Source organism: Pseudomonas sp. Ors-4-3C, assembly GCF_055755035.1.
The window spans coordinates 4,335,150-4,355,676 of record NZ_CM146900.1; the positions used below are offsets into that span (position 1 = coordinate 4,335,150).

At 59.0% G+C, this 20,527-nt stretch carries 25 protein-coding genes and 1 tRNA gene; 3 read left to right on the forward strand and 23 right to left on the reverse strand.

What is annotated here, in order from left to right:
* The 14 genes from ACVHNU_RS19440 to trmJ form a co-directional block, all read right to left on the reverse strand.
* Positions 1 to 1,038, reverse strand: a complete 1,038-nt coding sequence (locus tag ACVHNU_RS19440; protein ID WP_103484065.1) for a RodZ domain-containing protein — start codon at positions 1,036 to 1,038, stop codon at positions 1 to 3.
* Positions 1,038 to 1,796, reverse strand: a complete 759-nt coding sequence (gene pilW, locus ACVHNU_RS19445) for a type IV pilus biogenesis/stability protein PilW (protein ID WP_003227892.1) — start codon at positions 1,794 to 1,796, stop codon at positions 1,038 to 1,040. The genes ACVHNU_RS19440 and pilW overlap by 1 nt, the downstream gene beginning before the upstream one ends.
* A 12-nt stretch (positions 1,797 to 1,808) precedes the next feature.
* Entirely contained in the window at positions 1,809 to 2,957 is a 1,149-nt protein-coding gene (gene rlmN / locus ACVHNU_RS19450) for a dual-specificity RNA methyltransferase RlmN (RefSeq protein ID WP_003227893.1), read from the reverse strand.
* A gap of 28 nt (positions 2,958 to 2,985) precedes the next feature.
* Complete coding sequence (gene ndk, locus ACVHNU_RS19455) at positions 2,986 to 3,411, reverse strand: nucleoside-diphosphate kinase (RefSeq protein ID WP_003227894.1); 426 nt, start codon at positions 3,409 to 3,411, stop codon at positions 2,986 to 2,988.
* Positions 3,412 to 3,498: 87 nt separating this feature from the next.
* The gene (iscX, locus tag ACVHNU_RS19460) at positions 3,499 to 3,699 is read right to left on the reverse strand and encodes a Fe-S cluster assembly protein IscX (protein WP_003227895.1); all 201 of its coding nucleotides are present in this window, start codon (positions 3,697 to 3,699) and stop codon (positions 3,499 to 3,501) included.
* A gap of 14 nt (positions 3,700 to 3,713) precedes the next feature.
* A complete protein-coding gene (gene fdx, locus ACVHNU_RS19465) occupies positions 3,714 to 4,055 on the reverse strand; it encodes an ISC system 2Fe-2S type ferredoxin (protein ID WP_003227897.1) in 342 nt (113 codons plus the stop codon).
* Positions 4,055 to 5,920, reverse strand: coding sequence for a Fe-S protein assembly chaperone HscA (gene hscA, locus ACVHNU_RS19470; protein WP_473018117.1), 1,866 nt, complete (start codon positions 5,918 to 5,920; stop codon positions 4,055 to 4,057). The genes fdx and hscA overlap by 1 nt, the downstream gene beginning before the upstream one ends.
* A 51-nt stretch (positions 5,921 to 5,971) precedes the next feature.
* Positions 5,972 to 6,493 (reverse strand): co-chaperone HscB, encoded by a 522-nt coding sequence (gene hscB / locus ACVHNU_RS19475; protein WP_473020087.1) that lies wholly within the window; start codon positions 6,491 to 6,493, stop codon positions 5,972 to 5,974.
* A gap of 8 nt (positions 6,494 to 6,501) precedes the next feature.
* The gene (gene iscA / locus ACVHNU_RS19480) at positions 6,502 to 6,825 is read right to left on the reverse strand and encodes an iron-sulfur cluster assembly protein IscA (RefSeq protein WP_003227904.1); all 324 of its coding nucleotides are present in this window, start codon (positions 6,823 to 6,825) and stop codon (positions 6,502 to 6,504) included.
* A gap of 28 nt (positions 6,826 to 6,853) precedes the next feature.
* Positions 6,854 to 7,240 (reverse strand): Fe-S cluster assembly scaffold IscU, encoded by a 387-nt coding sequence (gene iscU, locus ACVHNU_RS19485; protein WP_003227907.1) that lies wholly within the window; start codon positions 7,238 to 7,240, stop codon positions 6,854 to 6,856.
* Between the two features lie 83 nt (positions 7,241 to 7,323).
* A complete protein-coding gene (locus tag ACVHNU_RS19490) occupies positions 7,324 to 8,538 on the reverse strand; it encodes an IscS subfamily cysteine desulfurase (RefSeq protein ID WP_003227909.1) in 1,215 nt (404 codons plus the stop codon).
* A gap of 47 nt (positions 8,539 to 8,585) precedes the next feature.
* On the reverse strand, positions 8,586 to 9,077 hold the full coding sequence (iscR, locus tag ACVHNU_RS19495) for a Fe-S cluster assembly transcriptional regulator IscR (RefSeq protein WP_003227911.1): 492 nt from the start codon (positions 9,075 to 9,077) through the stop codon (positions 8,586 to 8,588).
* A 239-nt stretch (positions 9,078 to 9,316) separates the two neighbouring features.
* Positions 9,317 to 10,093, reverse strand: coding sequence for a serine O-acetyltransferase (cysE, locus tag ACVHNU_RS19500; RefSeq protein ID WP_024014221.1), 777 nt, complete (start codon positions 10,091 to 10,093; stop codon positions 9,317 to 9,319).
* Between the two features lie 3 nt (positions 10,094 to 10,096).
* Positions 10,097 to 10,867: a tRNA (cytosine(32)/uridine(32)-2'-O)-methyltransferase TrmJ gene (gene trmJ, locus ACVHNU_RS19505; RefSeq protein ID WP_003227915.1), complete on the reverse strand. Its 771-nt coding sequence runs from the start codon at positions 10,865 to 10,867 to the stop codon at positions 10,097 to 10,099.
* Between the two features lie 145 nt (positions 10,868 to 11,012).
* Here trmJ and suhB point away from each other — a divergent pair, with 145 nt between their 5' ends.
* On the forward strand, positions 11,013 to 11,831 hold the full coding sequence (suhB, locus tag ACVHNU_RS19510; RefSeq protein ID WP_473018118.1) for a type III secretion system regulator SuhB: 819 nt from the start codon (positions 11,013 to 11,015) through the stop codon (positions 11,829 to 11,831).
* 151 nt (positions 11,832 to 11,982) lie between these two features.
* Here the strand turns inward: suhB and ACVHNU_RS19515 are convergent, their stop codons facing one another.
* From ACVHNU_RS19515 to queA, 6 genes are all read right to left on the reverse strand, one after another.
* Positions 11,983 to 12,531, reverse strand: a complete 549-nt coding sequence (locus tag ACVHNU_RS19515) for a glycine zipper 2TM domain-containing protein (protein WP_003227918.1) — start codon at positions 12,529 to 12,531, stop codon at positions 11,983 to 11,985.
* A gap of 122 nt (positions 12,532 to 12,653) precedes the next feature.
* Positions 12,654 to 13,568 (reverse strand): protein translocase subunit SecF, encoded by a 915-nt coding sequence (gene secF / locus ACVHNU_RS19520; RefSeq protein ID WP_003227920.1) that lies wholly within the window; start codon positions 13,566 to 13,568, stop codon positions 12,654 to 12,656.
* Positions 13,569 to 13,577: 9 nt separating this feature from the next.
* Positions 13,578 to 15,446: a protein translocase subunit SecD gene (gene secD, locus ACVHNU_RS19525; RefSeq protein ID WP_003227922.1), complete on the reverse strand. Its 1,869-nt coding sequence runs from the start codon at positions 15,444 to 15,446 to the stop codon at positions 13,578 to 13,580.
* 64 nt (positions 15,447 to 15,510) lie between these two features.
* Positions 15,511 to 15,849: a preprotein translocase subunit YajC gene (gene yajC / locus ACVHNU_RS19530; RefSeq protein WP_003227923.1), complete on the reverse strand. Its 339-nt coding sequence runs from the start codon at positions 15,847 to 15,849 to the stop codon at positions 15,511 to 15,513.
* Between the two features lie 43 nt (positions 15,850 to 15,892).
* A complete protein-coding gene (gene tgt / locus ACVHNU_RS19535) occupies positions 15,893 to 17,008 on the reverse strand; it encodes a tRNA guanosine(34) transglycosylase Tgt (RefSeq protein ID WP_161794909.1) in 1,116 nt (371 codons plus the stop codon).
* 14 nt (positions 17,009 to 17,022) lie between these two features.
* Entirely contained in the window at positions 17,023 to 18,087 is a 1,065-nt protein-coding gene (gene queA / locus ACVHNU_RS19540) for a tRNA preQ1(34) S-adenosylmethionine ribosyltransferase-isomerase QueA (protein ID WP_473018120.1), read from the reverse strand.
* Positions 18,088 to 18,195: 108 nt separating this feature from the next.
* Here queA and ACVHNU_RS19545 point away from each other — a divergent pair.
* Positions 18,196 to 18,280, forward strand: a tRNA-Leu gene (locus ACVHNU_RS19545).
* Positions 18,281 to 18,473: 193 nt separating this feature from the next.
* Here the strand turns inward: ACVHNU_RS19545 and ACVHNU_RS19550 are convergent.
* Positions 18,474 to 18,830, reverse strand: a complete 357-nt coding sequence (locus tag ACVHNU_RS19550; protein WP_473018121.1) for a DUF7079 family protein — start codon at positions 18,828 to 18,830, stop codon at positions 18,474 to 18,476.
* Between the two features lie 67 nt (positions 18,831 to 18,897).
* The gene (locus ACVHNU_RS19555; RefSeq protein ID WP_103520567.1) at positions 18,898 to 19,158 is read right to left on the reverse strand and encodes a DUF6429 family protein; all 261 of its coding nucleotides are present in this window, start codon (positions 19,156 to 19,158) and stop codon (positions 18,898 to 18,900) included.
* A 264-nt stretch (positions 19,159 to 19,422) separates the two neighbouring features.
* Between ACVHNU_RS19555 and ACVHNU_RS19560 the strand changes: the two genes are divergently transcribed.
* Entirely contained in the window at positions 19,423 to 19,752 is a 330-nt protein-coding gene (locus tag ACVHNU_RS19560; RefSeq protein WP_473018122.1) for a hypothetical protein, read from the forward strand.
* A gap of 25 nt (positions 19,753 to 19,777) precedes the next feature.
* On the opposite strand, the gene ACVHNU_RS19565 is transcribed toward ACVHNU_RS19560, so the two are convergent.
* Positions 19,778 to 20,527: a hypothetical protein gene (locus ACVHNU_RS19565; RefSeq protein ID WP_473018123.1), complete on the reverse strand. Its 750-nt coding sequence runs from the start codon at positions 20,525 to 20,527 to the stop codon at positions 19,778 to 19,780.

Here is a 20,527-nt window from a genome sequence, read left to right on the forward strand (position 1 = left end):
TTATTGACCCAACTTCAGGCGAGCAGTCTCGCCACTGGTGAACGGAGCGATATCGACCGGTTGGCCGTTGTAGCTGACCTGTGCGGCGCGAGCCACACCCAGACGCACCGCCAGTGGCGGCTTGCCGGAAACCGAAACGCTGTCGCCTTTATGTTTCAGACCGCTGAACAGCACCTTGCCGCGACCGTCGGTGACCTGTGCCCAGCAATCGGCGGTGAACTGCAGTTGCACCTGGCCGTCGCCGGCAGCTGGGGCAGCCGCTTCTACGCTTGGCGCAGCTGTGGCCGCGGTCACTGGAGCGGTGACGGTCGGTGCTGGTGTGGCCGGAACGTTAGGTGCTGGAGTCGCCGGGGTGGCCACCACCGGAGCCGGTGTATGAACCGGTGCGGCTGGCGTGGTCGCAGCCGGGGCGGCTGGAGCAGTTGCCGGAGCGGCAGGCTCGGCACCCGTCGCTTCAGCGGTGGTTTCCGATTGCGGCAGTGCGAGAGCGGTTGCGCCCTCGGCCTGACCTTCAGCAACGGCCTGGTCTTCCGGCTCATCGATCGGGTGAATCTGCGTGGTGCCGTCGGCGCCTTCGACTTCGACGTGCTCCGGAACCAGGCTGGTCAAGTCTTTGGTGCGCAGCGAGGTCTGATCCTGCCACCAGACGAAACCGCCGCCGATGACCGCGATCAGCAACAACAGGCTGACGATACGCAAAATGGTATGGGAAACCCGCACCGGCTCTTCGATACGCCCCAACGCATGCACATTGCTGCCTTGGGAGTCGGTACCGGTGGACTGGTCGAATTGCTGGACCAGAACGGTCTGATCCATGCCGAGCAACTTGGCGTAAGCGCGAATGTAACCGCGAGCGAAGGTATGCCCCGGCAGCTTGTCGAAAGCGCCAGCTTCAAGATTGCTCAGGGAAGTCACGGTGAGGTTGAGCTTGAGGGCCACTTCGGCCAGCGACCAGCCATTGCTTTCGCGGGCCTGGCGCAAAGTCTCACCGGGATTAACGCGAGTCGCTGCTACAACTTCGGGATGCGCCGCTTTCATCATTGCTCCGACAGGTATTGCTGATATTCCGGCGTACCGGGATAGAGTCGTTTTAATTGCAGGCCATAACTGGCGGCCTTGTCGCGATCTTCAAACACTTTTGCCAGCCGAACGCCGAGCAATAGACTACGTGCATTTTGCTCGGTTAGCAGGCTGAAACGGTCGTAATAGTCACGCGCGGGCACATAATGCCTGTCTTCGAAGGACAACTCAGCCATTTCCAGCAAAGCACGCGGTTGTTGACGGTTCAGCCGCAGGGCTTTTTCCAGTTGCTGCTGCGCCAGATCCCGCTGCCCGAGCTTCGAAGCGGTCATGCCGAGGTTCTCGAAGACCCGCGAACGCTCAGGATACAGGGTATCGGCGGCTGCCTGCTCAAAACGCTCGTAGGCTTCCTTGTAACGCTGTTCTTCGTAGAGAAAACTGCCGTAGTTATTGAGGATTCGTGCATCGGTGGGACGCGAGGACAGGGCTTTGCGGAAATGTTCGTCGGCCAGTTTCGGCTCCATTTCGGCCTGGAACACCAGCCCGAGGGCGGCGTTGGCATCAGGATCGGAATCGTCCAGTTCCAGCGCCTTCTTCAGCGGCACCTTGGCCCGCTCGGTCATCCCTTGCTGCAAGTATCCCAATCCCAGCTGCACGTAGGCAGCCCGCGCTTCGTCGCGGCCCTTGCTGGTCTTCATCGGGTTGTAGTCACCCGACAGGACACAACCAGCACACAGGCTGGCCATCAGCAACAGCAGCGCAAAGCGCAGGGACATAGAGATCCTCTCTTAGTTAGTGTTCGCGGCGTTCTGTGCCAGATCGCTGTCGGCGCTCAACTCGCGCACGGCGATGTAACGTTCGCTGCGACGGGTGCGATCCAGCACCTGCCCTACCAATTGACCACATGCGGCGTCGATGTCTTCACCACGGGTGGTGCGGACAGTGACGTTAAAGCCGGCCTGATGCAACTGATCCTGGAACCGACGAATGGCGTTGTTGCTCGGCCGCTCGTAACCGGAATGCGGGAACGGGTTAAACGGAATCAGGTTGATCTTGCACGGAATGTCTTTCAGCAGCTCGATCATTTCCACGGCGTGCTCAAGCTTGTCGTTGACGTCCTTGAGCAAGGTGTACTCGATGGTCAGCACACGCTTCTCGCCAAGGGCGGACATGTAGCGCTGGCACGACTCGAGCAGCATCTTAAGCGGATATTTCTTGTTGATCGGCACCAATTGGTTACGTAATGCGTCATTCGGTGCATGCAGGGACAACGCCAGGGAGACGTCGATGTGCTTGGCCAGTTCATCGATCATCGGCACCACGCCCGAAGTGGACAAGGTCACGCGGCGCTTGGAGATCCCGTAGCCCAGGTCATCCATCATCAGATGCATGGCGGCCACGACGTTGTCGAAGTTCAGCAGCGGTTCGCCCATGCCCATCATCACCACGTTGGTGATGGCGCGGTCGATGGTGGCGGGAACACTGCCGAAGGATTTGTTGGCAATCCACACCTGACCGATGACTTCGGCGGCGGTGAGGTTGCTGTTGAAGCCTTGCTTGCCGGTGGAGCAAAAACTGCAGTCCAGGGCACAGCCTGCCTGGGACGAAACGCACAGAGTGCCGCGTTTGCCCTGGGGAATGTAGACGGTCTCGACACAGCTGCCGGATGCCACGCGCACCACCCACTTGCGGGTGCCGTCGCTGGAAATGTCCTCGCTGACCACTTCGGGACCACGGACTTCAGCAATAGCCTTGAGCTTGTCGCGCAAGGCCTTGCTGACGTTCGTCATGGCGTCGAAATCATCGACGCCAAAGTGGTGAATCCATTTCATTACCTGACCGGCACGGAAACGCTTCTCCCCGATTGAGTCGAAGAATTTTTCCATTTCCGGCTGGGTCAGCCCCAGCAGGTTGGTTTTAACAGTCGATGTAGTCATGGATTCACCTTCACTCTTAAGCCAATGCTTAGCGAGTGGTTACTTCAGTAGCTGCGAAGAAGTACGAGATTTCGCGAGCAGCAGCGGCTTCGGAGTCCGAACCGTGAACGGCGTTGGCGTCGATCGACTCAGCGAAGTCAGCACGGATGGTGCCGGCAGCAGCTTCTTTAGGGTTGGTAGCGCCCATCAGCTCACGGTTGCGGGCGATAGCGTTTTCGCCTTCCAGAACCTGAACAACCACTGGACCGGAGATCATGAAAGCAACCAGGTCACCGAAGAAACCACGCTCTTTGTGCTCAGCGTAGAAGCCTTCAGCTTCGGCTTTGGACAGCTGCTTCATTTTCGAAGCAACAACTTTCAGACCAGCCTTTTCGAAACGGGTAACGATTTCGCCGGCAGCGCCTTTAGCAACTGCGTCAGGCTTGATGATGGAGAAAGTACGTTGAACAGCCATGGTGTAACTCCAGAAACAGTAATTTGCGAAAAATTAAACCCGCGAATTATACGCGGGTTCTTGGGTATTGCCTAACCTGCGAGACGATCAGTCCAATTCTGCAGCCCAAAGCTCCTGAACCCTTTCCAAGACCTTCTCGCCAACGCGGCCAGAAGTCTTATCGAAGTCAGGCAGTTCCTCGATCATATGCTGCAGACGGACGAAACCTACAGAGTACGGATCGAGCCCCTCATGGGTCTCGGCCAGCTCTTCTGCAATACGTTGAACATCATTCCAACCGTAGCTCATGACAGTCTTACCAGTCAGTGCGGCGCTTCGGCCGCATGGTTAAGCGAATATTTCGGAATCTCGACGGTGATGTCTTCTTCGCCGACGATAGCCTGACAGGCCAGGCGCGATTGCGCTTCCAGGCCCCAGGCACGATCGAGGAAGTCTTCTTCCAGCTCGTCCGCCTCTTCCAGCGAGTCGAAACCCTCGCGGATGATGCAATGGCAAGTGGTGCAGGCGCAGACACCGCCGCAGGCACTTTCCATCTCGATGTGGTGTTCGTGAGCCAGATCGAGAATCGAAGTGCCGGGTTCGGCCTCGACCACCATGCCTTCAGGGCAGAACTTCTCGTGGGGCAGAAAAATGACCTGCGGCATCAGATATCCTCGATTTCATTCAGATTGCGCCCCGACAGAGCGGCTTTCACCGTCAGATCCATGCGGCGGGCAGCAAAAGCATCGGTCACTTGCGACAGACGCTTGGTCTGCTGCTCGATGGCGTAACCATCGGTGCCTTTCATCAGTTCGGCCAGTTCCTGCATCTGCAGCTCGATGACCATGCGCTCTTCGGCGTCGAGCAAACGCTCGCCATCGGCATCCAGAGCACCCTGTACCGCTTCGATCAGGCGCTGGGCATCGACTTGCTGCTCGCGCAGGACGCGGGCGACCTTGTCGTCATTGGCGTGCTGGAACGAATCCTTGAGCATCTTGGCGATTTCGCCGTCGGTCAGGCCGTAGGACGGCTTGACCTGAATGCTCGCCTCAACACCCGAACCCAGTTCACGCGCCGAAACACTGAGCAGACCGTCGGCATCGACCTGGAAGGTCACGCGAATCTTCGCCGCACCGGCCACCATCGCCGGAATGCCGCGCAGTTCGAAGCGCGCCAAGGAGCGGCAGTCGCTGATCAGCTCGCGCTCACCCTGCAGCACATGGATCGCCATGGCCGACTGGCCGTCTTTATAAGTGGTGAAGTCTTGAGCACGAGCGACCGGGATGGTGGTGTTGCGCGGAATCACCTTCTCCATCAGCCCGCCCATGGTTTCCAGCCCAAGGGACAGTGGAATCACGTCGAGCAGCAGCAGTTCGCCGCCATCGCGCTTGTTGCCAGCCAGCGTATCCGCCTGGATCGCAGCCCCGATGGCCACCACTTGATCCGGGTCGATTTCCGTCAATGGCTGACGACCGAAGGCTTCGGCAACGGCCTCGCGTACACGTGGAACTCGGGTCGAACCACCGACCATGACCACGGCATGCACGTCTTCCAGCTCGACACCGGAATCACGCACGGCGCGGCGGCAGGCTTTCAGGCTGCGCGCAACCATTGGCTCGATCAGCGCATCGAAGGCTTCGCGGGTCAACTGCGCCTTCCAGTCACCGTAGGCGACTTCAACGCTGGCCGCATCGGTCAGGGCTTCTTTCGCCGCGCAGGCAGTTTGCAGCAGATTGCGTTGCGCACCCGGATCGAGATCGGCGGACAGGCCGGCGCTCTCGATGATCCAGCCGGCAATCGCGTGATCGAAGTCGTCACCGCCCAGGGCGCTGTCGCCGCCGGTGGCCAGCACTTCAAAAACACCGCCAGTCAGACGAAGAATCGAAATATCGAACGTACCGCCGCCCAGGTCATAAATCGCCACCAGACCTTCGGCATGCTGATCCAGACCGTAAGCCACGGCAGCCGCCGTCGGCTCGTTGAGCAGGCGCAGCACGTTCAGACCGGCGAGTTTCGCCGCATCTTTGGTGGCCTGACGCTGAGCATCGTCGAAATACGCCGGAACGGTGATCACCGCACCGACCAGCTCGCCACCCAGGGTCGCTTCAGCACGCTGACGCAGGACCTTGAGGATATCGGCGGAGACTTCGACCGGGCTTTTCGGGCCTTGCACGGTGTCGATGAACGGCATGTGCGATTCGCCACCGACGAAGCGGTATGGCAGTTGCTCGCCCAATTGCTTGACGTCGGACAGGCCACGACCCATCAAGCGCTTGACCGACAGCACAGTGTTCAAGGGATCGGAGGACGCGGCCAGTTTGGCCGACTCGCCAACCTCGACGCGGTCGGCGTGATAACGCACGGCGGACGGCAGGATGACCTGCCCGTCAGCGTCGGCCAGTGGTTCGGAAAGACCACTGCGCAACGCAGCGACCAGCGAATTGGTAGTGCCCAAGTCGATCCCCACAGCCAGACGACGCTGGTGCGGTTGAGGACTTTGGCCGGGTTCGGCGATCTGCAGTAGGGCCATCGTGATCAGGACTTATCTGTATATCAGGCGTGCGACCGGAGCGGCACTGGGTTAATCGTCGAGGCGCTCTTCTAACTGGCGCACTTCGTAGGTGAGCTTGTCGAGGAACTGCATGCGCCGCATCAGGCGTTCGGCCTGTTCGCGTTGCGCTGCATCATCCCAACAGGCTGCGAAGCTTTCGTTCAACTGTTCCTGAGCCACTTTCAGGCGACGCTTGAATACCGCGACACCGTCGAGGTCGGCGCTGTCCTGGAGGTCTTCGAGCTCTTCGCGCCACTGCATCTGCTGCAAAAGAAACTCGGGATCATGGACCGTGACTTCCATCGGCACTTCATGCCCGCTGATGGTCAGCAGGTAGCGTGCACGCTGGGCAGGACTCTTGAGCGTCTGGTACGCGTCGTTGAGCCGCGCAGACTGCTCGAGCGCCGACCGCTGTTCGAGCTCGGAGGCGTCGGCAAAGCGGTCAGGATGAACACCGCGCGCCAACTCACGGTAGCGCGTGGCCAACTGCTCGAGATCCAGGCGAAAGCTCGGTTGCAGCTCGAATAAAGCGAAATGACAAGGAATACCCACGACAAGCCTCAGATGTTGAAGCTTTCGCCGCAGCCACATTCACCGCGTACGTTGGGGTTGTTGAACTTGAAGCCTTCGTTCAACCCTTCCTTGACGAAATCGAGCTCGGTGCCGTCCAGGTAGGCCAGGCTTTTCGGGTCGATGATCACTTTCTCGCCGTGACTTTCGAACACCTGATCCTCGGCAACCACCTCGTCGACAAACTCCAGCACGTAGGCAAGGCCGGAACAGCCTGTGGTGCGAACACCCAGACGAATCCCTTCACCTTTGCCGCGCCCGTCGAGGGAGCGTCGCACGTGTCGAGCAGCCGCTTCTGTCATGCTGATAGCCATCGTTGACTCCTTACTCGTCGCGCAATGCTTAGATCAAGCCTTTCTTCTGCTTGTAGTCGCGAACAGCCGCTTTGATAGCGTCTTCAGCGAGTACCGAGCAGTGGATTTTCACTGGCGGCAGGGCCAGTTCTTCGGCCAGCTGAGTGTTCTTGATGGTCTCGGCCTCGTCCAGCGTCTTGCCCTTCATCCACTCGGTGGCCAGGGAGCTGGAAGCGATTGCCGAACCGCAGCCGTAAGTCTTGAACTTGGCGTCTTCGATAACGCCCTGATCGTTGACCTTGATCTGCAGACGCATCACGTCGCCGCACGCCGGAGCGCCGACCATGCCGGTGCCGACATCCGGGTCTTCCGCGTTCATCTTGCCGACGTTGCGCGGGTTTTCGTAGTGGTCGATGACCTTTTCGCTGTAAGCCATGATGCTTAATCCTCACTCATCAGAGAGTCGCTCTTTAAGCCCCGCAACCTGGGGTCGCAGGGCCGGTTCGCGGCGACTTGAAATCAGTGTGCCGCCCACTCGATTTTCGAAATGTCGACACCGTCTTTGTACATGTCCCACAGCGGCGACAGAGCGCGCAGCTTGGTAACGGCCTCGCAGACTTTCTGCGCGGCGTAGTCGATTTCTTCTTCGGTGGTGAAACGGCCGAAGGTGAAACGGATCGAGCTGTGTGCCAGTTCGTCGTTGCGGCCCAAGGCGCGCAGTACGTACGAAGGCTCCAGGGACGCCGAGGTGCAGGCCGAACCGGACGATACCGCCAGATCCTTGAGCGCCATGATCAGCGACTCGCCTTCAACGTAGTTGAAGCTCAGGTTCAGGTTGTGCGGAACGCGGGCGGTCAGGCTGCCGTTGACGTACAGCTCTTCCAGGTGCTCGACCTGCTTGAAGAAACGATCGCTCAGGGCCTTGATGCGTACGTTTTCGGCAGCCATGTCTTCCTTGGCTACGCGGAAGGCTTCGCCCATGCCGACGATCTGGTGGGTCGCCAGAGTGCCGGAACGCATGCCACGTTCGTGACCGCCGCCGTGCATGGTCGCTTCAATGCGCACACGCGGCTTGCGGCTGACGTACAGGGCGCCGATGCCTTTAGGGCCGTAGGTTTTGTGGGCGGAGAACGACATCATGTCGACTTTCAGCTTCTGCAGATCGATCTCGACCTTGCCGGTGGACTGAGCCGCGTCAACATGCAGCAGAACGCCCTTGGAGCGGGTCAGTTCGCCGATGGCAGCGATGTCGTTGATGGTGCCGATTTCGTTGTTCACGTGCATCACCGACACCAGAATGGTGTCTTCGCGCAGTGCCGCTTCGATCATCGCCGGGGTGATCAGACCGTCTTCGGTCGGCTCGAGGTAGGTCACTTCGAAACCTTCACGCTCCAGTTGGCGCATGGTGTCGAGAACAGCCTTGTGTTCGATCTTGCTGGTGATCAGGTGCTTGCCTTTGGAGCCATAGAAATGCGCCGCACCCTTGATTGCCAGGTTGTCGGATTCGGTGGCGCCGGACGTCCAGACGATTTCGCGCGGGTCGGCGTTGACCAGATCGGCCACCTGACGACGGGCATTTTCGACGGACTCTTCAGCTTTCCAGCCGAACACGTGGGAACGGGACGCCGGGTTACCGAAGTTTCCGTCGACCAGCAGGCATTCACTCATCTTTTGCGCAACGCGCGGATCGACCGGGGTGGTCGCAGAGTAATCAAGGTAAATCGGCAATTTCATGGACTATCTCCTAAATCAGGGCTGGCGTTCCGCTAGCTCTTCGGCTGTCATTCGACGGCGGACGCTTCAATCTTGTCCAGGCGTGGCGCCTTGCTGTTGCAACGACGCTGGTCCTGACGCTGGGCTACTTCTTGCACCTCACGGCGAGTCACAAGATCAGCCAAGCTGATACCACTTAGAAATTCGTGAATCTGCAGGCTCAGGTCGCACCACAGGTGATGAGTCAGGCAGGTGTCGCCGGAATGGCAATCGCCCTGGCCCTGGCACTTTGTAGCGTCGACCGATTCGTTGACCGCATCGATCACCTGAGCCACCTGGATGCCCTGCATGTCGCGCGAAAGCTGATAACCACCGCCTGGGCCGCGGACACTGGAAACCAGGTTACTGCGGCGCAGCTTGGCAAAAAGCTGTTCGAGATAGGACAGGGAGATGCCTTGGCGCTCGGAGATATCGGCCAGGGACACCGGCCCGTGCTGCGCGTGCAACGCCAGGTCAAGCATGGCGGTCACGGCGTATCGGCCTTTTGTAGTCAGTCGCATGGACAATTACCACGGAGTTCGGAATGGGCGAGAGTATGCAATTCCCGAGCATTTAAGTCAACTATAAGACCTAGTGCTTTAGTCGGGTTTACCCGCAAAAGAGCGCGCGCATCATAGCAAAGGCTGGCGGCGTACAGCCAGCGGTACCGCGTTATCGTTCTTCGCGAGCAAGCCCGCTCCCACAGGGGGATGCATTCCAATGTGGGAGCGAGCATGCTCGCGAAACGCAGCGCTGCGGTTCAGCCGGCTTTGGATTCGTCTTTGCCCTTCACACAGGCAAAGTCTTCTTCGCGCAGTTCAGGCAGATCTTTCGCACAGTAATTACTGCCCAGATCCTTCAGCGCGCCGCACATCCCTTCCAGCCGCCCATCCACCGCTTGCAGGTGATCGAGCAACTGACCGATGGCACGGGCCACCGGATCGGGCATGTCTTCGCTGACACCATAAGCATCGAAGCCGATCTTCTCTGCCATCGCCTTGCGCTTGGCGTCCTGCTCTTCATCGGTTTTGACGATGATCCGCCCCGGAATCCCCACCACCGTGGCGCCCGGCGGCACTTCCTTGGTGACCACTGCGTTGGAGCCGACTTTGGCGCCAGCACCTACCGTGAACGGGCCGAGCACTTTGGCGCCAGCACCAACCACCACGCCATCACCCAGCGTCGGGTGGCGCTTGCCTTTGTTCCAGCTGGTACCACCGAGGGTTACGCCCTGATAAATGGTCACGTCATCGCCGATCTCGGCGGTTTCACCAATAACGATGCCCATGCCGTGATCGATAAAGAAACGCCGACCGACCTTGGCCCCCGGATGAATCTCGATCCCGGTCAGCCAGCGACCGAAGTTCGACACCAGTCGCGCCAGCCATTTCAGCTCGTTGCGCCACAGCATGCCGGCCAACCGGTGAATCCAGATCGCATGCATGCCGGGGTAGCAGGTCAGGACTTCAAAAGCGTTACGCGCCGCCGGGTCTCGATGGAATACGCTCTGGATATCTTCACGCAAACGCTCAAACATCATTCAGTCCTTCCGCTTAAGAAGCTCACCACGGGCCGCTTTTTGGGTTTCCGTGAGGATGCCACGCAAAATATTCATTTCCGCCCGGCTGACCGAGCTGCGTCCGTACAACCGGCGCAGGCGCGCCATCAAGTGCCGCGGTTTTTCCGGATCGAGAAATTCGATGGCGACCAGCGTCTGCTCCAGATGCTCATAAAAGCGCTCCAGCTCATCCATGGTCGCGAGCTCGGCACTTTTTACCGAGGCCACTTCTTCTTTCTCGATCTTGGTCGGCTGGCCTTGAGCAGCCAGCCAGGCCATGCGCACTTCATAGCTCAACACCTGCACCGCCGCCCCGAGGTTCAGCGAGCTGAACCCAGGATCGGAGGGGATGTGCACGTGAAAGTGACATCGCTGCAACTCCTCGTTGGTCAGGCCGGAGTCTTCACGACCGAATACCAACGCGATTTCCGCGCCCTGCCCCGCCTCTTCGACCACTTTGCTCCCGCATTCGCGCGGATCGAGCAACGGCCAGGGAATGCGACGGTCACGGGCGCTGGTGCCGAGCACCAGATTGCAGCCGACCAGAGCGTCTTCCAGAGTGGCGACGACTTGAGCATTTTCAAGGATATCCCCGGCACCGGAAGCTCGAGCATCGGCTTCGTGGTGCGGAAACAACCGCGGTTCGACCAGCACCAGCCGCGACAGACCCATGTTTTTCATGGCGCGCGCGGCCCCGCCGATGTTGCCGGGGTGGCTGGTATTGACCAGGACGACACGAATGTTCTGCAGCAAGGGAGGCGCTCTCGGACACAGGAAAGGGGTGCAAATCTTACAGAACAGCCTACCGTTAAGCTATGAAAGCGAACAGCGACCTTCACCTGAAGAAAAGTTCTGATAGAATGCGCGGCTTTCTTTAACAACCTTAGGTGACACATCCATGCAGCCCATGCTGAATATCGCGCTGCGCGCCGCCCGCAGCGCCAGTGAACTGATCTTCCGCTCCATCGAGCGCCTGGATACCATCAAGGTCGACGAAAAAGACGCCAAGGATTATGTATCCGAGGTCGATCGCGCCGCCGAACAGAAAATCATCGATGCTATGCGCAAGGCTTACCCGAATCACTCGATCCAGGGTGAAGAAACCGGCATGCACGTCGGTAACGGCATCGAAGGCGAAGAGTACCTGTGGATCATCGATCCGCTGGATGGCACCACCAACTTCCTGCGTGGCATTCCTCACTTCGCTGTCAGCATTGCCTGCAAATACCGTGGTCGCCTGGAGCACGCAGTGGTTCTGGACCCGGTTCGCCAGGAAGAATTCACCGCCAGCCGTGGTCGCGGCGCTCAACTGAACGGTCGTCGTCTGCGCGTCAGCGGTCGCACCAGCCTCGACGGCGCTCTGCTGGGCACTGGCTTCCCGTTCCGTGACGACCAGATGGACAACCTCGACAACTACCTGGGCATGTTCCGCGCCCTGGTTGGCCAGACTGCCGGCATCCGCCGCGCCGGCTCCGCCAGCCTGGACCTGGCCTACGTGGCTGCCGGTCGTTTCGACGCGTTCTGGGAGTCGGGCCTGTCCGAGTGGGACATGGCTGCAGGCGCCCTGCTGATTCAAGAAGCTGGCGGCCTGGTGAGCGACTTCACCGGCGGTCACGATTTCCTTGAGAAAGGCCACATCGTTGCCGGCAACACCAAATGCTTCAAGGCAGTCCTGACGGCGATCCAGCCGCACCTGCCGGCTTCGCTGAAGCGCTAAGCTTCCTGCGAAACGCAAAAAGCACCCTTCGGGGTGCTTTTTTTATGCTTGGAGAAATACCACCACTCCTACAGGGAATTTGTGATGGGGCTTGAATCGCGCGCACAAAAAAGCACCCCGAAGGGTGCTTCTTTTCAAAACGATCAGACCGTTATTGACCTGGCTGATTCTGCGACAGAATCAGCTTGCCTTCCTTGTCGACCGGAATCTGGTTGCCCGGATCGCGATCCATCCGCACTTTGCCTTCCTTGCCATCCAGCGAATAACGCACGTCGTAACCGACTACCTTGTCACTGATGTCATTCACTGTGTTACAGCGAGTCTGGGTGGTCGTGTAGGTGTCGCGGTTCTGCATGCCTTCCTGCACCTTGTTACCGGCATAACCGCCACCGACCGCACCAGCAACGGTGGCAAGCTTCTTACCGTTACCGCCGCCGACCATGTTACCCAACAGGCCACCACCGACCGCACCGAGCACCGTACCCACGATCTGGTGCTGATCCTGAACCGGTTTCTGCCGGGTTACCGCCACATCCTTGCACACTTCACGTGGAGTCTTGATCTGTGTCTTGACCGGTTCTACGGCCAGCACTTGCGCATACTCAGGGCCGCTTTTAACCAGGCTGTAGGTGGCAACAGCACCCCCGGCAGTCACACCGACAGCACCCAATACCGCACCAACCAGCAACGACTTGTTCACATGAACCTCCTGACCATCACATACGGGACGCGTCCCGCGCTTCTCCCAGCCTTGGAGCATAAAAAAAGGCGCGAGTTCAACTCGCGCCTTTTCTGGGCTGACAGCCGGAGAAGCGATGGCCGTTATGGACGGTCGTCGACTTCCTTCTCGGTGTTGGCCGGAGGAATCAGATCCTCGGTGCTCAGGTTCAGCCAGATCAGTACCACGTTCGCGATGTAGATCGACGAGTAGGTACCCGCCAGAACACCGATGAACAGGGCAATGGAGAAGCCGAACAGGTTGTCGCCACCGAAGAACAGCAGCGCAGCGATCGCCAGCAAGGTGGAGATCGACGTCGCCATGGTCCGCAGCAGGGTCTGAGTGGTCGAGATGTTGATGTTCTCGATCAGCGAAGCCTTGCGCAGCACACGGAAGTTCTCACGAACCCGGTCGAACACGACGATGGTGTCGTTCAGCGAGTAACCGATGATCGCCAGTACCGCCGCCAGTACCGTCAGGTCGAAGGTGATCTGGAAGAACGACAGGATACCGACAGTCACGATCACGTCGTGAATCAGCGAAACGATCGCGCCGACCGCGAATTTCCACTGAAAGCGGAAAGCCAGGTAGATCAGGATGCCGCCGAGCGCCAGCAGCATGCCGAGGCCGCCCTGGTCGCGCAGCTCTTCACCGACCTGCGGGCCGACGAACTCGACACGCTTGACCGTCGCCGGGTTGTCGCCGCCGACTTTCTGCAAGGCCTCGGCGACCTGATGACCCAACTGCGGGTCTTCGCCTGGCATACGTACGAGCAAGTCGGTGGTTGCACCAAAGCTCTGCACGATGGCTTCGTGATAACCGGAAGTCACCAGCTCTTCACGCACTTTGGTGACGTCGGCCGGACGCTCGTAGGTCAGCTCGATGAGCGTACCGCCGGTGAAGTCCAGGCCCCAGTTCATGCCCTTGTGGACGACGCTGAAAATAGCCAGCAACGTGAGAAACACTGTGACGCCGAACGCGAAGTTGCGAACGCCCATGAAGTTGATTGTACGTAACATGGCAGCCCCTTAAATCCACAACTTCTTGAAGTCACGTCCGCCGAAGATCAGGTTGACCATTGCGCGGGTCACCATGATGGCCGTGAACATCGAGGTAAAGATCCCGAGGGACATGGTCACTGCGAAGCCCTTCACCGGGCCGGTGCCCATGGCGAAGAGGATGCCGCCGACCAGCAGAGTGGTCAGGTTGGCGTCGAGAATCGCGGTGAATGCCCGGCCGAAGCCTTCGTTGATTGCACGCTGCACGGTCATGCCGGCGGCGATCTCTTCACGGATCCGCGAGAAGATCAGCACGTTGGCGTCGACCGCCATCCCCATGGTCAAGACGATACCGGCGATACCCGGCAGGGTCAGCGTTGCACCCAGCAGCGACATCAGCGCCAGCAGCAGCACCATGTTCACTGCCAGCGCGACCGTGGCGATCAAACCGAAGAAGCGGTAGATGGCGATGATGAACAGCGAGACGAACAGCATGCCCCACAGCGATGCATCGATACCTTTGGTGATGTTGTCAGCACCCAGGCTCGGACCGATTGTGCGCTCTTCAGCGAAGTACATCGGCGCGGCCAGACCACCGGCACGCAGCAGCAGCGCCAGCTCGGACGATTCACCCTGGCCGTTCAGGCCGGTGATGCGGAACTGCGCGCCCAGCGGCGACTGAATGGTCGCCAGGCTGATGATCTTCTTCTCTTCCTTGAAGGTCTGAACCGGCACGTCTTTCTCGACGCCGTCTACAACCTGCTTGACGTAGGTGGTCACCGGACGCTGTTCGATGAAGATCACCGCCATGCTGCGACCTACGTTCGAACGGGTCGCGCGGCTCATCAGCTCGCCACCGTGGCCATCCAGACGGATGTTCACTTCAGGTGTGCCGTGCTCGCCGAAACCGGCCTTGGCATCGGTCACCTGGTCACCGGTGATGATCAGGCCACGCTCGATCTGCGCAGGAGGACGCTTGCCTTCACGGAACTCGAAAGTTTCGGAAGTGGCTTTCGAAGCACCCGGCTCTGCAGCCAGACGGAACTCAAGGTTGGCGGTCTTGCCGAGAATACGCTTGGCTTCGGCAGTGTCCTGCACGCCCGGCAGCTCAACCACGATGCGGTTGGCGCCCTGACGTTGAACGATCGGTTCGGCAACACCCAGCTCGTTGACGCGGTTACGTACCGTGGTCAAGTTCTGCTTGATGGAGTATTCACGGATTTCCGCCAGCTTGGCCGGGGTCATCGCCAGACGCAGCACCGGTTGACCGTTGAGGTCGGCCGGAACAATGTCGAAATCGTTGAAGTTCTTGCGGATCAGCGCACGGGCCTGTTCGCGGGAGTCAGCATCGCTGAAGCCCAACTGAATGGCGCCGCCCAGTTGCGGCAGGCTGCGATAGCGCAGCTTCTCTTTGCGCAGCAGGCTCTTGACGTCACCTTCGTAGACTTTCAGGCGGGCGTCGAGGGCTTTGTCCATGTCCACTTCCAGCAGGAAGTGCACACCACCGGACAAGTCCAGACCCAGCTTCATCGGGTGCGCGCCGAGGTTGCGCAGCCATTGCGGGGTTGTCTGTGCCAGGTTCAGTGCGACGACGTAGTCATCACCCAATGCCTTGCGCACAACGTCCTTGGCCGGCAACTGGTCTTCAGCCTTGGTCAGACGGATCAGACCGCCCTTGCCGTTGGCGGCCAGCGAAGCTGCCTTGACGTTGATCCCGGACTCACGCAGCGCGGTGCTGACGCGATCCAGATCGGCCTGATTGACCTGCAGTGCCGTGCTGGCGCCGCTGATCTGAATGGCCGGGTCATCAGGGTATAGATTGGGAGCGGAATAAATCAGACCGACCGCCAGCACCGCCAGGATCAGAATGTATTTCCACAGAGGATATTTGTTCAGCATCACGCCGCCCGTTATGAACGCGGGGCGCCTTGCGCGCCCCGTCGATTGAGTAGAAGTTGGAACCTTAGATCGCTTTCAGCGTGCCTTTTGGCAGCGTGGCGGCGATGGCGCCCTTCTGGAACTTCATTTCCACGGTGTCGGAAACTTCCAGAACCACGAAGTCATCGGCCACTTTGGTGATCTTGCCGGCGATGCCGCCGGTGGTAACCACTTCGTCACCCTTCGCAAGGCTGCTCAGCAGGTTCTTCTGCTCCTTGGCGCGCTTGGCCTGTGGACGCCAGATCATCAGGTAGAAGATGACCAGGAAGCCGACCAGGAAAATCCACTCGAAGCCGCCGCCCATTGGGCCTGCAGCAGCCGGTGCAGCTGCGTCAGCCATGGCGTTAGAGATAAAAAAGCTCATTTAGCACTCCAGTTGCAAATGTTGAATCTTGGGGTCAGAAAACTCAGTCCAAAGGCGGAACGGGGAGCCCGCGTTTGGCGTAGAAGGCATCGACAAAGGCGGCCAATGTACCCTGTTGAATAGCCTCGCGCAAACCAGCCATCAGCACCTGATAATGGCGCAAGTTATGGATGGTATTGAGCATGCTGCCGAGCATTTCGCCGCACTTGTCCAGGTGATGCAGATAAGCGCGGGAGAAGTTCTGGCAGGTATAGCAATCGCAGGTCGGATCCAGCGGCGAATCATCATGGCGATGGAACGCGTTACGGATCTTCAGCACGCCTGTATCAATGAACAGATGCCCATTGCGGGCATTACGGGTTGGCATCACGCAATCGAACATGTCCACACCGCGGCGCACACCCTCAACCAGATCTTCCGGTTTGCCAACGCCCATAAGGTAACGAGGTTTGTCAGCCGGCATCATGCCCGGCAGATAATCCAGCACCTTGATCATCTCGTGCTTCGGCTCGCCCACCGACAGACCGCCAATGGCCAGGCCATCGAAGCCGATCTTGTCCAGGCCTTCCAGCGAGCGCATGCGCAGATCCTGGTGCATGCCGCCCTGAACGATGCCGAACAGCGCTGCGGTGTTGTCGCCATGCGCGTTTTTCGAGCGCTGGGCCCAACGCAGCGACAGCTCCATCGAAACGCGAGCGACATCTTCGTCAGCCGGGTACGGCGTGCATTCGTCGAAGATCATCACGATGTCGGAACCGAGATCGCGCTGCACCTGCATCGATTCTTCCGGGCCCATGAAAACTTTCGAGCCATCGACCGGAGAGGCGAAGGTCACGCCCTCCTCCTTGATCTTGCGCATCGCACCCAGGCTGAAAACCTGGAAACCACCGGAGTCGGTGAGGATCGGGCCTTTCCACTGCATGAAATCGTGCAGGTCGCCGTGTTCCTTGATCACCTCGGTGCCCGGGCGCAGCCACAGGTGGAAGGTGTTGCCCAGAATGATTTCCGCGCCAGTGGCGACGATGTCACGCGGCAACATGCCCTTGACCGTGCCGTAGGTGCCCACCGGCATGAAGGCCGGGGTCTCGACGGTGCCACGCGGGAAGGTCAGACGACCACGACGAGCCTTGCCATCGGTGGCAAGCAGTTCAAAGGACATGCGACATTCGCGACTCATTCTGTTTCCTCTGGGCCTGTTTGTTTAGGGGCAGTCGGGGCGGGATTACGGGTGATGAACATCGCATCACCGTAGCTGAAAAAGCGGTAGCCGTTGTCGACGGCGGCTTTATAAGCGGCCATGGTTTCGGGATAACCGGCGAACGCCGAAACCAGCATCAACAGCGTGGATTCGGGCAAATGGAAGTTGGTGACCAGGGCGTCGACCACATGGAACGGCCGGCCCGGGTAGATAAAGATGTCGGTGTCGCCACTGAACGGCTTGAGCACGCCATCGCGCGCGGCACTTTCCAGCGAACGCACACTAGTGGTGCCCACGGCAATCACCCGTCCACCACGCGCGCGGCACGCCGCAACGGCGTCGACCACATCCTGGCCGACTTCCAGCCACTCGCTGTGCATGTGGTGATCTTCGATCTTGTCGACGCGCACCGGCTGGAACGTCCCCGCACCGACGTGCAGCGTGACGAACGCGGTCTCGACGCCCTTGGCGGCAATCGCCTCCATCAGCGGCTGATCGAAATGCAACCCCGCCGTCGGCGCCGCCACCGCACCGAGACGCTGGGCGTACACGGTCTGATAGCGCTCGCGATCCGAGCCTTCGTCCGGGCGGTCTATATAAGGAGGCAACGGCATGTGCCCGACGCGATCGAGCAGCGGCAACACTTCTTCAGCAAAGCCCAGCTCGAACAGCGCATCGTGGCGCGCGAGCATCGTGGCTTCGCCACCGCCGTCGATGAGGATCTTCGAACCCGGCTTCGGCGACTTGCTGGAACGCACATGGGCCAGCACGCGGTGCGTATCGAGCACGCGTTCGATGAGGATTTCCAGCTTGCCGCCCGAGGCTTTCTGCCCGAACAACCGCGCCGGAATCACCCGGGTATTGTTGAATACCATCAAATCGCCCGGGCGCAAATGCTCAAGCAAATCAGTGAATTGACGGTGTGCAAGGGCGCCGCTCGGCCCATCAAGGGTCAGCAGGCGACTACCGCGACGCTCGGCCAAAGGGTGGCGAGCGATCAGCGAATCAGGAAGCTCGAAGGTAAAGTCAGCAACGCGCATGATGGGGTTCGTCTAGCAGGGCCGGAAAGTCTAGCGGAATTATCAAAAATTGACCATGAAACGTGATTGACCAACGGTAATCACCTCTCTATACTTCGCCGCCATTGAGCCCTGATGGCGGAATTGGTAGACGCGGCGGATTCAAAATCCGTTTTCGAAAGGAGTGGGAGTTCGAGTCTCCCTCGGGGCACCAAAATTAAGAAAGGTCTTGCTTAGCAAGGCCTTTTTTTTCGTCTGCTGAAAAGTTGGGCAATCATTTTTGCGTAACCGTGGTACGAAAAGTGTGGGCTAAACGATGGGCGACTGGCCGCATCGGTTAAACGTGCTGCAGGTTGTGCCACAACTGAGTCCTTGCCATGGTCGCCTAGTCCATTGAACGCTTGGGTTCAAAGCCTACTGGCGACTTCCTTCCAGATGTAGGCGTAGTTGTATTTCAGCCAACGAATCAGCACTTTATCGAACTGCCTAAGAAACCAGCTGCGCTCTCTAGCTGCCAGCCTTTCTTCTATCGACTGTCTGAGTTTGTCGGGATCGAACCCAGTCCACACCGGAGGCACAGCTGCAACGAGATTGGTGAAGCACACCGGCGCAACCTCTGAATAAAGAATTTCGTAAAGTATTTCAGGGGCGACGCCTCTTACCTTATCCGCCACGTAGTCATATTCGACGGGAAAATCATTGAATGGCTCAGAGAGTGCAGCTCTCACTTCTGTCAGTTGTGGTTCATTCAGAAAATGCTCCAACGAGAAAACTCCTCCAGATGCGTTCCACTGGCGCGACGCAGTTCAAACGACGAACCGAGACAGGAACTCAGATATCTGGATCAGGCGTACGCTCGGCTTGAGACCCTCCCCCAAACAAACGCTCAGCTATCTGACGACCTCGTTCCTGGCCCTCCTCCGTCAACCAGATCGATTTGTTCCTGTTTACCGGATCACTGATGAAGCCCTGCTCATGCAATCGGTTCATGACTTCAAAATCGAACCCTTTCCATGCATTGCCGTCGTCGGAACTGAACGCGGCCAAAAGGCCAAGCACAGCCTCATCAATCAACTTTTCGTCGTATTCCATGATCGTCGCTCCGCTCATATGTCTGAATTAACGTCGAGTTTTTGTGGCACCTCATTCTCACTGGCCATCCTGAGAAACTCGCTCTGTTGCTTAGGTCATTGAATATTCCAGCGCGGTACGTGCAACCTGTATTGCCTCGGGACTGCATCTGATGCGTCCACTCAGTATAATCCCCCCCGTCTACAGGCGGTCTGCCGCCAGTTGCGGCTTTCGTTGGTCGTACCGAATTTCAAGACTCATGCTCAAGGACATCCAAGGCCAACCATGGAAACGTCACTGGAAACCGTCGCCCTGTTCTCCCTTAAGCTCGCTTACGAGGAGGAAGGCCTGAGCCCGATTCTGCGGGATGACATGGTCATGGGCGACTACCAGAAAGACGTGTTCGAATTGCTGGTGCGCCGCGGGGATATCCAAACCATCCAGTTCAAGATGAACGAGTGCCTGGGCTTGGCGATGGATGCGTTGGGCGGGGTCGAGAAACCGCTGGGGCGGGAGCTGCACAAGCTGTCAGCCGATTTCAGTCAGGCGCAGTCGCTGGAGCAGCTTGATCAGCCGCTCCTCGCGCTCAAGGGTTATCTGAAAGACATTCTTTGATCCATCGCGCCGCCCCTACAGCCTTTCAGCGCCGAGCCTTGAGCACCCGAATATCCGTGGGAAACCCATCCGCCCCCACAATCTTCTTCCAGCCCACATACTGAAACTCGCCCCGCTCATCGATGTAATCGCCCTTCTCCACCGACCGGCCACCGACGATCGCCACGCGTTTTTCCTCGCCACAACCGCCATCCGATGGGCGAACGGTATAAATCACATACGGCTTCACATATTGCGTGGCGCGGAAGTATTGGCCGCAGACTTCGTCGACGGTGATCAGCATGGTTTTCAGGCGGGCTTCGCCGTCCATGTCTTCGTGCAGTTTCAGGAAGGAGATGTCGCCGACGTCGCTGTAGCCGAGTGAACGCGCGCGTTGGTATTCGGGGGAGTTCTGGTGGGCGATGCGGCCTTGCTGGGCGGCCTGATTCATTCTGGCGGCGAATTCGGCTTTGCCTTGGGCAATCGTTGCCTCGGCCTGGGCGGCGACGTTTTCGCATTGAGCGAATTCGCGGGAGCCGAGGTATTGGGGCGTCAGGTTCAAGCGGCGCTCATTGATGATCCGCAGGCTGCCTTCCAGATCACCTGCCACCTCAAAGGCGCCAGGTACGCGACCGCTCTGGACGTCGGCCATTTTTTCCTGCATTCGCTGGCAGTTGGCGAGGTAATACTGCCAACTGCTCTCCGGAGGCTCTTTCCAGGCGGCGATTGCCGGAGTAATGGCGCTGGTGAGCGTGATTGCACAGAGCGTGCGCAGAACAGAAGCGACTTTTGACAT

Bases quoted from the DNA above. Each gene is read 5' to 3' on its own strand.
- ACVHNU_RS19440 (WP_103484065.1), bottom strand. From the start codon at position 1,038: ATGAAAGCGGCGCATCCCGAAGTTGTAGCAGCGACTCGCGTTAATCCC.
- pilW (WP_003227892.1), bottom strand. From the start codon at position 1,796: ATGTCCCTGCGCTTTGCGCTGCTGTTGCTGATGGCCAGCCTGTGTGCT.
- rlmN (WP_003227893.1), bottom strand. From the start codon at position 2,957: ATGACTACATCGACTGTTAAAACCAACCTGCTGGGGCTGACCCAGCCG.
- ndk (WP_003227894.1), bottom strand. From the start codon at position 3,411: ATGGCTGTTCAACGTACTTTCTCCATCATCAAGCCTGACGCAGTTGCT.
- iscX (WP_003227895.1), bottom strand. From the start codon at position 3,699: ATGAGCTACGGTTGGAATGATGTTCAACGTATTGCAGAAGAGCTGGCC.
- fdx (WP_003227897.1), bottom strand. From the start codon at position 4,055: ATGCCGCAGGTCATTTTTCTGCCCCACGAGAAGTTCTGCCCTGAAGGC.
- hscA (WP_473018117.1), bottom strand. From the start codon at position 5,920: ATGGCCCTACTGCAGATCGCCGAACCCGGCCAAAGTCCTCAACCGCAC.
- iscA (WP_003227904.1), bottom strand. From the start codon at position 6,825: ATGGCTATCAGCATGACAGAAGCGGCTGCTCGACACGTGCGACGCTCC.
- iscU (WP_003227907.1), bottom strand. From the start codon at position 7,240: ATGGCTTACAGCGAAAAGGTCATCGACCACTACGAAAACCCGCGCAAC.
- ACVHNU_RS19490 (WP_003227909.1), bottom strand. From the start codon at position 8,538: ATGAAATTGCCGATTTACCTTGATTACTCTGCGACCACCCCGGTCGAT.
- iscR (WP_003227911.1), bottom strand. From the start codon at position 9,077: ATGCGACTGACTACAAAAGGCCGATACGCCGTGACCGCCATGCTTGAC.
- cysE (WP_024014221.1), bottom strand. From the start codon at position 10,093: ATGTTTGAGCGTTTGCGTGAAGATATCCAGAGCGTATTCCATCGAGAC.
- suhB (WP_473018118.1), top strand. From the start codon at position 11,013: ATGCAGCCCATGCTGAATATCGCGCTGCGCGCCGCCCGCAGCGCCAGT.
- secF (WP_003227920.1), bottom strand. From the start codon at position 13,568: ATGTTACGTACAATCAACTTCATGGGCGTTCGCAACTTCGCGTTCGGC.
- secD (WP_003227922.1), bottom strand. From the start codon at position 15,446: ATGCTGAACAAATATCCTCTGTGGAAATACATTCTGATCCTGGCGGTG.
- yajC (WP_003227923.1), bottom strand. From the start codon at position 15,849: ATGAGCTTTTTTATCTCTAACGCCATGGCTGACGCAGCTGCACCGGCT.
- tgt (WP_161794909.1), bottom strand. From the start codon at position 17,008: ATGTCCTTTGAACTGCTTGCCACCGATGGCAAGGCTCGTCGTGGTCGT.
- queA (WP_473018120.1), bottom strand. From the start codon at position 18,087: ATGCGCGTTGCTGACTTTACCTTCGAGCTTCCTGATTCGCTGATCGCT.
- ACVHNU_RS19555 (WP_103520567.1), bottom strand. From the start codon at position 19,158: ATGGAATACGACGAAAAGTTGATTGATGAGGCTGTGCTTGGCCTTTTG.
- ACVHNU_RS19560 (WP_473018122.1), top strand. From the start codon at position 19,423: ATGGAAACGTCACTGGAAACCGTCGCCCTGTTCTCCCTTAAGCTCGCT.
- ACVHNU_RS19565 (WP_473018123.1), bottom strand. From the start codon at position 20,527: ATGTCAAAAGTCGCTTCTGTTCTGCGCACGCTCTGTGCAATCACGCTC.